The 12,178-nt window shown below is 30.0% G+C and carries 20 protein-coding genes; 2 read left to right on the forward strand and 18 right to left on the reverse strand.

The window, feature by feature from the left end; all coding sequences use genetic code 11:
- Positions 1–138: 138 nt before the first annotated feature.
- Positions 139–300 (forward strand): IS3 family transposase, encoded by a 162-nt coding sequence (locus tag CCE28_RS22960; protein WP_176461594.1) that lies wholly within the window; start codon positions 139–141, stop codon positions 298–300.
- A 36-nt stretch (positions 301–336) separates the two neighbouring features.
- Here the strand turns inward: CCE28_RS22960 and CCE28_RS01610 are convergent, their stop codons facing one another.
- From CCE28_RS01610 to CCE28_RS01660, 12 genes are all read right to left on the reverse strand, one after another.
- On the reverse strand, positions 337–780 hold the full coding sequence (locus CCE28_RS01610) for a rhodanese-like domain-containing protein (protein WP_242972868.1): 444 nt from the start codon (positions 778–780) through the stop codon (positions 337–339).
- A 260-nt stretch (positions 781–1,040) separates the two neighbouring features.
- Positions 1,041–1,202 (reverse strand): tyrosine-type recombinase/integrase, encoded by a 162-nt coding sequence (locus CCE28_RS22965; RefSeq protein ID WP_095130291.1) that lies wholly within the window; start codon positions 1,200–1,202, stop codon positions 1,041–1,043.
- Positions 1,196–1,618: a LexA family protein gene (locus CCE28_RS01620; RefSeq protein WP_095130293.1), complete on the reverse strand. Its 423-nt coding sequence runs from the start codon at positions 1,616–1,618 to the stop codon at positions 1,196–1,198. Before CCE28_RS01620 ends, CCE28_RS22965 begins: the two co-directional genes overlap by 7 nt.
- Positions 1,619–1,721: 103 nt before the next feature.
- Positions 1,722–2,489 carry a copper amine oxidase N-terminal domain-containing protein gene (locus CCE28_RS01625; RefSeq protein WP_095130295.1) on the reverse strand — a complete coding sequence of 256 codons (768 nt, stop codon included), beginning with the start codon at positions 2,487–2,489 and terminating at the stop codon, positions 1,722–1,724.
- Positions 2,490–2,836: 347 nt separating this feature from the next.
- On the reverse strand, positions 2,837–3,100 hold the full coding sequence (locus CCE28_RS01630) for a hypothetical protein (RefSeq protein ID WP_095130297.1): 264 nt from the start codon (positions 3,098–3,100) through the stop codon (positions 2,837–2,839).
- Positions 3,101–3,112: 12 nt separating this feature from the next.
- Positions 3,113–4,369, reverse strand: coding sequence for a DNA polymerase Y family protein (locus tag CCE28_RS01635; protein ID WP_095130299.1), 1,257 nt, complete (start codon positions 4,367–4,369; stop codon positions 3,113–3,115).
- A 596-nt stretch (positions 4,370–4,965) separates the two neighbouring features.
- Positions 4,966–5,238 carry a hypothetical protein gene (locus CCE28_RS01640; protein ID WP_095130300.1) on the reverse strand — a complete coding sequence of 91 codons (273 nt, stop codon included), beginning with the start codon at positions 5,236–5,238 and terminating at the stop codon, positions 4,966–4,968.
- 156 nt (positions 5,239–5,394) lie between these two features.
- Entirely contained in the window at positions 5,395–5,904 is a 510-nt protein-coding gene (locus CCE28_RS01645) for a YcxB family protein (RefSeq protein ID WP_095130301.1), read from the reverse strand.
- A gap of 285 nt (positions 5,905–6,189) precedes the next feature.
- Entirely contained in the window at positions 6,190–6,576 is a 387-nt protein-coding gene (locus tag CCE28_RS01650) for a hypothetical protein (protein WP_095130302.1), read from the reverse strand.
- 163 nt (positions 6,577–6,739) lie between these two features.
- Positions 6,740–6,877, reverse strand: coding sequence for a hypothetical protein (locus CCE28_RS21990; protein ID WP_176461595.1), 138 nt, complete (start codon positions 6,875–6,877; stop codon positions 6,740–6,742).
- A gap of 393 nt (positions 6,878–7,270) precedes the next feature.
- Positions 7,271–7,792, reverse strand: a complete 522-nt coding sequence (locus CCE28_RS01655) for a YcxB family protein (RefSeq protein ID WP_095130303.1) — start codon at positions 7,790–7,792, stop codon at positions 7,271–7,273.
- Between the two features lie 150 nt (positions 7,793–7,942).
- The gene (locus tag CCE28_RS01660) at positions 7,943–8,170 is read right to left on the reverse strand and encodes a hypothetical protein (RefSeq protein ID WP_095130304.1); all 228 of its coding nucleotides are present in this window, start codon (positions 8,168–8,170) and stop codon (positions 7,943–7,945) included.
- 322 nt (positions 8,171–8,492) lie between these two features.
- Between CCE28_RS01660 and CCE28_RS01665 the strand changes: the two genes are divergently transcribed.
- The gene (locus tag CCE28_RS01665) at positions 8,493–8,762 is read left to right on the forward strand and encodes a hypothetical protein (RefSeq protein ID WP_095130305.1); all 270 of its coding nucleotides are present in this window, start codon (positions 8,493–8,495) and stop codon (positions 8,760–8,762) included.
- A 164-nt stretch (positions 8,763–8,926) separates the two neighbouring features.
- Here CCE28_RS01665 and CCE28_RS22655 read toward each other — a convergent pair whose 3' ends face one another.
- The 6 genes from CCE28_RS22655 to CCE28_RS01685 all read right to left on the reverse strand — a co-directional run bounded on the left by CCE28_RS22655 (position 8,927) and on the right by CCE28_RS01685 (position 12,176).
- Positions 8,927–9,049, reverse strand: coding sequence for a hypothetical protein (locus CCE28_RS22655; RefSeq protein WP_278277500.1), 123 nt, complete (start codon positions 9,047–9,049; stop codon positions 8,927–8,929).
- A 165-nt stretch (positions 9,050–9,214) separates the two neighbouring features.
- Positions 9,215–9,343 (reverse strand): hypothetical protein, encoded by a 129-nt coding sequence (locus tag CCE28_RS22660; protein ID WP_278277501.1) that lies wholly within the window; start codon positions 9,341–9,343, stop codon positions 9,215–9,217.
- Positions 9,344–9,395: 52 nt separating this feature from the next.
- Positions 9,396–9,680 (reverse strand): D-Ala-D-Ala carboxypeptidase family metallohydrolase, encoded by a 285-nt coding sequence (locus tag CCE28_RS01670; RefSeq protein ID WP_176461596.1) that lies wholly within the window; start codon positions 9,678–9,680, stop codon positions 9,396–9,398.
- A 109-nt stretch (positions 9,681–9,789) separates the two neighbouring features.
- The gene (locus CCE28_RS01675) at positions 9,790–10,209 is read right to left on the reverse strand and encodes a PH domain-containing protein (RefSeq protein WP_095130307.1); all 420 of its coding nucleotides are present in this window, start codon (positions 10,207–10,209) and stop codon (positions 9,790–9,792) included.
- A 220-nt stretch (positions 10,210–10,429) separates the two neighbouring features.
- Positions 10,430–11,416 carry an alpha/beta hydrolase gene (locus CCE28_RS01680; RefSeq protein ID WP_095130308.1) on the reverse strand — a complete coding sequence of 329 codons (987 nt, stop codon included), beginning with the start codon at positions 11,414–11,416 and terminating at the stop codon, positions 10,430–10,432.
- A gap of 262 nt (positions 11,417–11,678) precedes the next feature.
- On the reverse strand, positions 11,679–12,176 hold the full coding sequence (locus CCE28_RS01685) for a superoxide dismutase family protein (protein ID WP_095130309.1): 498 nt from the start codon (positions 12,174–12,176) through the stop codon (positions 11,679–11,681).
- Between the last annotated feature and the right edge of the window lie 2 nt (positions 12,177–12,178).

Raw genomic sequence — 12,178 nt, forward strand, 5'->3', positions numbered from 1 at the left:
AAATTCGTGTATATGATGACTAATAAAATCGGTTACTATAGGGGTGTTCTCTACTTCATCAAATAGGATTTTGCACATTCGGTTATGTGATCCTTCTCCCTTAACTGCAAAGATAGCCATATTCTAGCCATTCAGCAAGTGGCAGTTGCGTCTCTGACACTTGGATTTACCAAATTCTTTTTTTCAGGAATTTTTATTAAAGGTCTTCATGAATATATTTATTACTACAATAACAGAAGAATTAAAAGTAAACTAAAAATAGCTCCTGTAGAATACAGGAACCAACTTTCAGTTGCATAATATTAAATTTTAGTCCGAACTTTGGGGTTCAGTACATCAAACCTGTCCAGTTTCTGTTTCATACGGCCAATTTATAATACCACCTAGATCAAATACATCTGTATAACCCATCTCTATTAACTTTTCTGATGCAATTCGACTTCTTCTTCCACTTCTACAATAAACGAATATGGTAGTATTTTTATCTGGTATTTTTTCTTCAACCTGATTCTCTAATTCATCCACAGATATCAATAAACTATTTGGTATATGTTTTTCTGCATATTCATCCTTGGTCCTTACGTCTAATAGTATAATTCCTTCTTCTTTATCAAGCCTTTCTTTGGCATCAGAAGGTGTTATTTTTTTATATTCTATATCCTCCGATATACTTCCTTTATTTTCATTTTTTACATCATTAGTATTTTGACATGCTATTAAACCAAAAGTCATAATTACTATTATAAGCAACACACCAAGGCGTTTATTTTTAGATATCATTTAACCACCCCTAACTTCTAATATTATTTCTTATATTTTATCATTACTCGCCTCATTTACAAAATTTTATTTTGTTTAAATAGTGCATACATTAACGCTTCTCGGAAATACTCATAACGATTCTAAATAAAGGAGAGTCGTTATGGAGCTTATTACATCCAAGGATAAAAGAAAGGATTTCTACAAATACATTGCTGTGTATTATTTTTATATTAACGCTTGGAGATTATTTTCTTACATTGCTCCTACCCTATCAATATTTATATATCACCATCAATTGCAATTACCTCATCCATGTTCATATGTGTATATATCTGCGTAGTTGAAATATTTGAATGGCCCACTACACGTTGTATTGTTTCTAATTTTGCTCTTTTCTTAAGGATATATATAGCCCTAGAATGGCGGAAAAATCTTACAATATTTCTCCCCCTTTATCTGTAATAACAATATTATTAGCTATTTTATTTTTCTTTTCAATTGTAATATATCCAGCCTTTTGCAATTTTTTCAACCTATTACTAACACTTATTTGTGATTTTAAGTTGAGTAAATTAGCTAATTTTACTAATGATGGATTAGTTTTATATTGATTGATCAAAGTATCAATTGCTTTAAGTGTTTCTAATTCATTATATGGGATTTCTTTGTTATACAGTAAACTCCCCATGGTCTTGTTATCTAATGTCACATCTTTAATACCAAATGTTTGAAATATATTCAAAATTTCATTGTCATCAAATTTATCACCATTTTTTTTATTAGAAAATAGTATATAGTATTTTAAATATTCTTCCTGCAACATTTTTTCTTTTTTATCAAATTTGGGTAAATGCAAGCAAATTTCTTCAAAAAATAAAAAAACACAGTAATGTATTTTCTACAGTAACTTAAATATATGAGCAAAAAGTAAAGCAGGGAATAATTCCCAACTTTATATGTTATTCATATTTCTTAAGTTCTTCTTCCAGTTTAGTCTTTTTTTCTTCTAATTTTCTTAATGTCTCCTCATCTATGTCTAACAAACCTTTCAGATTATCTCTACCATCAGCAATATGATTTTTTAAATTTTCAATACCTATTTTAACATTACTTATTTCATTTTCTACTTGACTTATTTGAGCTTTAATTTCTGCCTTCTTAGTATCTTCTGGTGATACATTTATATCTAAATATGCTACATCAGGTAACATCTGATTTTCCATTTTCTCAGGTTTTTTCGATTCTAATTCAATAGTCGGTAAGGATATACTATTTTGCTTCTCTTCGTATGTTATTATTACGGCTTGATCTTCTTCGCTCCAATATACTTCTGCATATACAGCTTCACATATAAACTTTACAGGAACATATATTGTTGAATCAATTATCTTAGGAGTTACTCCTAAATCAAATTGCCCTCCATCTATATAAGCTTTGTCACTTTCAATAAACATTCTTATTATTTTCTTATTCTTTGTGGCTGTAATTTCTTGTAGATCTTCATTCCAATATGCATCATCCATCTTTAGTAATGTAAATATTTCTGCTGCAGGAGCTAATGTCATTTCATTTTCAACAACAAAGCCTCCTTCAAGGAAAAATGCTTCTCCATTCACTATAATTGCTATCCCATCATTAATATCTGTTGCTTCATTTGCAAAACCTGTTAATTGAAAAGATGCCAACATTAACATTGTTACTACCAGAAAAATAATCTTTCTTCTCATAATTGTATTCTCCTTATCAATTTTTTAAATTATAAATTTTAACTGCATATATCTATATGCTTATAATATTTTACTTTATGATATAAAAAGTAATACTAAAGTTTATTTTATAACTTATTGTAATATATATTTCCAATACTAATCACATACTCTCTGTTAGAGGAGTGATTGTTATGAAATATACTTTTATTAGGATAGCTTTCTTATTGTCATTGGCATTTTCTATGGTTATTGCCTTAATTCTAACTCGTGCTTTAATGCCTCTAATCTAAAAAAATGTAAAAGACCAGGATCTCCTGGTCTAATGTTTTTTCTCATTCACAACATAGATGCTAAACAAATAACTTTCATACCTTAAATAATATCCATTTACAAGTAGCTATCTCATATTTAAGCTCATATGTCCTCTTCAATCCACTTATTTCACTCTGGCATCTAAAAACATACATATGGTTTCCAGCTAGTTTTTCTTTCTCTACCGTAACTATTTTCTCAACATTTATTGTGCACCATTCATCATCTTCTCTTTTTAATCTAAATCTAATCGGATGTGGAGTTCCATCACTTTCAAACCACACTATCATTTCTATTGCCCTTGCTACTACCCTCACAATAATCTCCCCTTACAATATACTTGACATCATAGGATAATCCTCAGCACCAACACCTCCAATTAGTGGCTTTACTCCCGAATGTAAAAAGCTTGCACGTATGATAGATTTGCTACCAAAGTTTGATCTGATGCTATCTATTGTATTATCTAGTGCTTTTCGTTTTTCAATATCCTTTTCATCAAATAAGGACAGTTGAGAGAATTGGTTACTGCTAAGGGTAGAAACACGCACTCCCAAATGCCTTATAGATTCCCCTTTCCATGCTTCATCAAAAAGACTCTTAACCACTGTATAAATATGTTTAGTTGTATCTGTTGGGGAGAATAATTTTTTCTGATGTGTGTAGCGTGTAAAATTTGTATTTTTTATCTCTACAGCAATTACTCTGCAACATGATTTTGCATCCCTTAACCTCATAGATACAGTTTCTGTTAAGCCTAATAAAATCATATATGCTGTCCTTTTATCCTCTACATCAAAAGCCACCGTTGTTGAATTACCTATCCCCTTCATATTCTCATAATTACTTATTCTTACTTTAGAATCTTCAATTCCATTAGCATATTTCCATATCATTTCTCCATGGCTTTTTAAAATATACTTGATATGTTCCAGGCTGTAGTTTGCTAGTTGTCCTATAGTACATATTCCTAGCTTATGCAGTTTAGGAGCTGTAGCTCTACCCACCATAAATAAATCTTCTACTGGCAAGGGCCACATTTTTGAAGGAATCTCTTCATGATAAAGTGTATGCACTCTATTAGGCTTAGTGAAATCAGATGCCATTTTTGCTAATAGTTTATTAGTGGAAATTCCAATGTTAACTGTAAATCCTAATTCATTTTCTATCCTATCTTTTATCATGTAAGCTGCAGTTTCTGGTTCTCCAAAATGCCTCTCCATTCCTGTATAATCTAAAAAGCATTCATCTACTGAATACCTTTGAATGTTAGGTGAATACTCTTTTAAGATTTCAACCATTGCGTTACTACATTTCATATACAGGCCATATGACGGTGCAATTATTGTCAGACTTGGACATTTTTGTAACGCTGAATGCAGTGTTTCGCCTGTTTTAATTTTATATTTCTTAGCTGGTATAGATTTTGCCAGTATAATACCATGCCTAGTCTTTGGATCTCCCCCTACTACAGAAGGGATCCTTCGTAAGTCAATTCCATATCCATGTTGTAGTCTATGTACTGCCTCCCAAGAAAGGTATGCAGAATTTACATCTATATGAAATATGGTTCTATTATCTTTCATTGTCATCACCTTCATAATTTTGTATTATCTACCATAATTATACCCGAACATACGTTCTTTGTAAACGTTTTTCGAACATACGTTTGTACTTTATAATATATGGTATGCTTAATTCTAAGTGATTATAACAAATACTTTAAGAAAGAAATGTAAAAAGACCAGGAGTTCCTGGTCTAAAGTTTTAATGTATGCTATTTCACTATACTTCATCAAGTAACCTAATACGATCAACATCAAGGGACTTAATTTGCCCTTTTTGTGTGAGAATTAATATACCTGATAAACGAACAGGTTTATTTAGAATAGCTTGAATGATATCTACTTTGCATCCTATGACACATTTGCTAGTACTAGGATTACAAGTAACAAAGAATAATCTTTTATCGGACAGAAAAAGTGCTAGGGAATATAATTCCCTAGCACTTTTTAATACCTTATAAAAACTTATAATTTCAACATTTATTACTAAAAATAGTTAATCTTTATTATAAAAATTCTTATGTTGAAATATTTAAACCATATAGTTTTGATCAATCTTTATTTCAAAACTACACAAGAGTATGGAAATATAACATTTAGATACATTATTCTAAACTTTAAGAAAGAATTTTAAGGCTTAATATTACTAAAACAAATGCTATCATATATTTTGACATCTTAAAGGGAACCTCATATACAGGGATGCGTATGTGACCATAGTAGAGTGCTGTTCCAACTAGTACACCAAAAAAAATGTCACTTACCCTCAACATTATTAAATGCGTAACATCATTTACTTCAGCACCTTTGTTTACCGCTATAATATATGCAAATATCCAACCTACTAAATAAAATTTCCATCTCTCTTTAATTATTTTTTTTAGTTTCATGAACAATATCACCTCACTTAATGTATAGTTAGTTATACTGGATTCTCTATTTCAAGACGGTAAATCTTTGACGGATACATTAATACACTAAAAAAAAAAAACCTTCTTTTTAAAAAGTGAGGGGTTTTCACCGTTAAAACTAGGTGGTTGAATTGATTAAGAAGATTTGAAATATCCGATTGCTGTGTTATAAAATTGGATAGCTTCGTTTTCTGACTTAAAAACTCTTTTAGGTATAACAATGCCTTTTCTTTTATTTAAAAAAACAAATATATATTCATCTATCATATCTATTCTACTTATTGCTGTCCATTTATAAAAGTTATTACTAGAATGTGTTACTTTTGAAATCCCCTCTAATTTTATTTCTATAGTTTGTTCATCTAATATCCCCTTTTCTGTTTTGGCAAATTTAAAAGCTCGTCTTTTAGCCATAGGATAACGTGTAATATAGTTTGCAATTGACAAACCAAGTATCCACGCAATTGTAAGTAGTATTGAATCATTTATATCAACTAATTTGGTGAAATGAAAAAACACTCCTGCACTAATAAGAATAAGTATATTTGAAAACATCTTGTTTCGTTTGCCTTCAGTAGTTTGATGGGAAATGAATTTATTAAAATTCCAAAAATCTTCTTTAGTTATACTATATGTGATTTTCATATGACCTAACTCCTTTCTTGGCCTAATACCAGCATAGCTGTAATGAAGTGTAAAGTAGATATAATAATATAGCAATTTCAACACTTATAGTTTGTTTAAGAAAACAAGTATTTGTTTAAAATAATTAAACATATTCAATACTTGAAACTCGCTATTTTACTACATTTATAATTTTACTTTACACCCTATGACACGTTTGCTGGTACTACCCCTACCTATGCTGTTTTAACCTGGTACAAACAATATACGTGCTAGATTTTAATTAAGTGGCTCTGGATTGAAAAATCAGCTTAGTTTACAATCTAATATTCTGCGTATTCCTACCTTTATTCCTTTAATTATTATTAAAAAGACCCCACCGAATATTTGAATAAAGATTAAGCCTACACTATTAATTATCAATATGTCATATGGACTGAAAAGTAGCTGAGTACAACCAAAAGCCCATTTGGGGATCATATGCGCCGTACATACATAAGATATAAGAAAAGTTACTATATTTCCCCAAATTACAAGTCTCTTACTACCTGTTTTTATACATAAAAACATAAGTATTAAAAAAGCAATAATCATCCATTTTAAACCTGTAGAATCCATTCCATTGCTAGTCTCGAGGTCATATTTATAAGCTAGAGATCCATATGGAATACAGTATAATAATAAAATTAACATTCTTGTTATCCAATGCTTTATAATTAACACATCCTTTCATAAACGATGTATCATTGTTAATAATACCATTTATAAGTATTAGTCAAAATGGGTAAAATTTAACAGCTAGTGTTAAAAGTTTTATCGTGATATTCCTAAAGTGCCTTATAGTTATATCTCCTTATCATATGGAACTACTATCTTCTAAGGATTGTAATTTCATAACAATATATTTAGATTTAACGTTATTTTTACCGTTATCTCTTAATTCAAAAACTCTTTTTCCTAATTCTAAGGACTCTATTTTACTTGGTTTAGCCATACTATAGTTTTCATGACATTAGCTATAGCATAACTATTTCAGAACTTAAGTATTTATCCAAAAACTAAAAAAAGCATGAGTCTAAGCCCCTGCATTAATCACTTAGTATTGCTATAAATTGATCATACAAATAATTGATTGACCATTAAAGATTTTGTAGGAGTATAATCTAAACGTTCTAGATTTAAAGTATTGAAATAATCTAAGTATAAAATAAAAAAATACAGGGGCCTAAGCGCCTGTATTAATCACACGGTTAGTACATAAAAGCCTATAGCATTACGCTTCTAGTTAAGATACAAAAAGCTGGTTCTATACCAGCTTTTTTTTCACTAAATCTTAGTTTAATTCCTTAATAGACCCAATCCCAGCGAAGCTGTTTTTTATTGTGCTTTAAATATTTATTTTTCTATATTTCTTACCCATCTCTTCTTTAAAGATATCCCTTAACTTATCACATGTTTCACTTTCCATATCTTTTTTCCTTATTATTAAAACCAATTGTATATTATAAAAACAAAGAAAATACTCTTTCATTTCAATGACCTTATAATACTGTTCATATTTTATTTTAGAATACCCTTCTATAACAGAAATACTTTTAATCAAATAATCTTTATAAAAATCTAATTTTCTTGTAGCATTCCAAAACTTATCTGTCTTTATTAAACGATTAATTTGGTACTCTAATTTCAAGGACACAGCAATAACAATTAGTATAAATACTACTATCACATTGAAAATAAAGTATTTAATAGAATCAGTTTCAAGTATATAATTTATAACTACACTTGCTAAAATAGGTGCAATAATCAAATATAATTTAAATTTTGTTAAAATAAAAGCGTACGAATACATACACTTACGATAATCTCTTTTTTCTATAGTAGTTTCTACACTAAACAAACTATCCATAACTACACTCCCCTTTTTAAAAGATTAAAATATGTCTATCTCCCACACCTCACCTGCATTAAAGATTGTTTTATCACTTTTGATTTTAGTTTTTCATCAAATCACGTAAATCTAACATTTAATCAATAATTGAAAGGTCTTCTTTAAAAATTATCTACCACCATTGCCTAACAAGATTAACGACTTTATAAAGGGCAGTGCAAAGGCTATTAAAACAGTTATTATTGCCCAAATAGGTGTAACAATTTTGAATATCTTTTTAAATTTAAATGATTTTGTAAATGCGTATACTATTGAAGCTATCACTACAGAAATTATTGCACTACTAATAATTATTCCTGCAACACGTCCCATAAAATAAGCTAAGTTATATTCCATTATTATCTCTCCCATGTTTTTTTACTCTATGATATAATGATTTTTTATAATGCTCAGTTAACCACAATCTACTCATATTTTTAGACTTCTGCATTGTATCATTGTTGTAAATAAAATCATATACATTAAATTTTTCCAATTAATTTACATTTACTAAATATAGTGTTAGTACTATTAATAAAGCCCCTGGTTATTCAGGAGCTTCTGATCTATGATACTTATTATTTACTTTGCGTCTCATGACACGAATGCTGATTTTGGGCATTTTAGATTACCTTTTTCTTGGTTATAATATATCTAAAAACTCAGAGGGGTGATTAAATTGTTAAGCAAAGATAATTTTCACGATCATTATGCAGAGCAATTTCCAGTCGAGCAGATTGTAGAGTTCGTGGGAGATAAGGAGTTTCGTTATCTTGCTAAGGGTAGCGAGTGCGAGAATTGCGGAGCGAATTTAGATTTAGTCTATAGGCGTGATGATGTAAGTTACGATGAAGCTGAAGGGTTCAATCTTAAAGAAATAGGCGAACCAATAGGTTTTGCAATTGTCAAATGTTCTTCGTGTAAAAAATGGATTTCTTCAATTGATTGAAACCAACTTGAAAAGAGCAATTTGTTTTTATTGCATTGTGTAAGGCGGTAGCTAGGGGTTACCCCTTTGCGCATGCCCTTTAGACATTCAAGAGGTCCCTTGGCGCCTTTTGTAGCTTGTCCACAAAGGATACAAAGAAAGCCTACAAGGCCTTGAAACTTAATTTATACCTTATATCCTATTATTTTTTCAATCCCTAGTGGAACTGGAACAACAGTAATAATCTCTTTCATTTCTGTAATAGCAATGTTATTTCTATTACTATTCCAACTGTGCTTATTTAGCAACTTCTTTCTTTGTGCAGGATAGAATATACTTTATGTTACATTTGATCTATTTACAAATAAAAAAACAGGGGATTTCTCCCCTGTAAATTACTCCTGAATTTTATCTTTTGTAGCCTTATTTGTAAAATAGAAAGTTACTACCATTGCTGCCAACTGTCTTATAGCTTATGTAAATGTTTCAAGAATTGCAACATCTACTTTGAAAAATATAGTAACTAAAATTTGAACAAATATAGCTAACATTACTATAGTTACTATTCCTCTAAGGTCCTTATTATTATTTATCTTCTTCACATAGTTGAAACCATTTATTTTTTACATTATTTAAGAATTCATTTTTTCTATGCTATGTATACCCACTGAATTCTTCTAAAGGTAATGCAAAGTCTGTAGCTATTCCTAGCATATGTTTACTCTTTGGAACACCACCTATTTTTGAATTATAAGCAGGAATCCTATAACCACTGTTAATTTTTATAACTCTTCCATACCACTGACGTAACTTTTGCAATCGCTGTATATGTGCTATAACATCAGCATTAATTATTACCTCTCCGTTAGCTCTACATTTAAATTGTTTAATATTAAAATTCTTTGTAATTTGTCCATAAAACAATTTTACATTAAGCATTTTCATACCTCCATTTCTATTTTTAGACAAAAAAAATAGCGACCAATGCCGCTATCAAATATAAACTGCTTCAAAAAGATATGACACTTTTTTCTCAATTAGTTAATCTTTATTTACCCCATTTATTCTCAAACATAGTGCAAATATTCTCAATATTTTCTTGCTGTTTCTTTATTCCGCCAGCACGCTTACTTAAATTTAACTTTATTACCTTACCATCATAAAGATAAATATGAAGCTTTTTACCTAATCCTAAAAACAAATTAGATATCTGTACATCCCTAAACTCCCTATAAGGAATTACAGTCGTCTCCTTAGGATTAGACATCAAATCCAACTTAACCATAACAAGACTCTGGCTTGTAAAACCAAGAATAAAAAATTTAGTTTTGAAAGAAGAAAATACCCCCAGTAGTAATGAGTCCTTAAATGTTGGCTGCATATTCCCATGACAATAATACACTGGCAATTCATCTTCACTATAATGTGGCGCCAATATTTGCTCTATCTTTTCATCTGTAATCTTCATTCGTAAAACCTCTCTTTTATCTTATATCTATTTCAATAAGAATACTAATTTAAAAATATTATGCTCACCTATTACTTATTCATTCGAAAATAACCCCTTATAGGTGCTCATGCGTTAAACATTATTTATCCCTCTGTTAAAATTAATTTTTTATGCATATATTGTAAATTTAGTTTGTTTAGGAAGTTGTAAAGGCAGGAAGTTTTTCCTGCCTTTAATATTACATATTTTTGTCTAAAAAAGTTTTTATTCTTTTTAGATATTCTTCTGAATACATCTTCAAACTATCTGTATGCCCAGCTTTTTCTGCAATCCAAAATACAGCATTAGAATTATTCTTGAGTGACTTAAAAATTACTTCTGAATTAGTATAAGGTATAACCTTATCATTTTTACCATGAATAAGAAAAATGGGTTGTGAATGCATATTCTTTACTGTACGCATTGGAGAAACTTCATCTATGTTTAAATCATATATTTTCGCTATCATAATTATAACTTTATTCTTATAAGGAAAGTGACGAAGTATAGACCAATAAGATAACCCCCCTACGTTATTTGATACAATATTTAAATTATGTGGCAGAGTATTTATATCGTCCATGATAAAAAGTTTCAAATCTCTAAAGGCACTATCGGCAATTAAAGCATCTACTCTTTCATCTTCTCCTACAGCTTCTATTGAAGTAACTGCTCCCATAGAAAAACCAACAAGCCCAATTTTTTCTCCAACTTCTCCTCTTTCCTTTAAATAGTCTACAGCACCTAATACATCATACTTTTCATAATAACCAAAAGAAATCAAGTCCCCATCTGAATTACCATGACCTCTTAGATCAAAAGCAAATACATTATATCCCCGTGGTGTCAGATATTTAACTAACCTTTTTGTTCGTCCAGCCGCTAGTCTATTTTCATCATAACCATGTACTACAATCAATGTCCTATTACTAGGTACTTTTGCATAGAAAAAAGTGCCTTTTAAAGTTAGATTATCTTTTTTACTTTTGAACACAACTTCTTCCCACGAGAATTTTTCTGGATTTAAAGATATTTCTATTCGTTTTTCACTTGTTCTATGTATTAATGCATTACTTACTTTATAATATACAAAAGTCATGCTGATGGCTGATATTAAAAGTATTATTAATAAAATCATAAAAATAGTTTGTATAGTTCTATACTGTTTTTTAATACTGGCTTTCATTTTATTATTTCCCCTATTATATATTTTTTAATTCTGCTGCTAATTCCATCAATAGTATTCCCGTATGTAGCTAATTATTTTATGGAATTTTAATCCAATTGGAAAACTAGTGTGTGTTTACCCTAGCTTAAATAATCCATTAATCATTCATTATTTAAGAACTAAAAAAAGCAGGAACCTAAGCCCCTGCATTGTCATTATATTTTCCATCACTAGGTATTGTATTTTGTATTGTTTATTTCTACATTTGAATAGTTGTTTATCAGTAAAATGGTAAATAATTGTAGTAGGGTTTTATTACTCCGCAAGCAAGTCTTCTTCCTGCATTCCCTGAAGGTTGTGTTCTATAATCATCGGGATTTTCATGTATTATAATGGATTTTCCTATTACATCTCTCACCTTAAATTTATTAGTAAAAAACTCCATTGTTGTTCTTCCATCATTTGAAAATAGAACAGGAAAATCTCCTGCATGATTCCCATGAGGTTGATTAGTTGGATTCCAGTGACCACCAGCATCTTTAAATGGAGCATCACTTTCTCCTATGTTGCAATTTCCAAACTCATGGATATGAAACCCAAAGGGACCTATAGGATCAAGATCTCCTCTTGCAGGTTGATACGGTGGCAATCCCTGTATATTCGCATATACCAGAGCACCCCCAGGTACATCTCTTATAAAGATTACACCTCTAATTTGTGGTCTGATCGGCCCTCCTCTTACATTGGCTATAGCTATATATGGGTATTTGCTTTCCATAC

It is taken from the genome of Anaeromicrobium sediminis, from assembly GCF_002270055.1.
Taxonomy (GTDB): Bacteria; Bacillota; Clostridia; order Peptostreptococcales; family Thermotaleaceae; genus Anaeromicrobium; species Anaeromicrobium sediminis.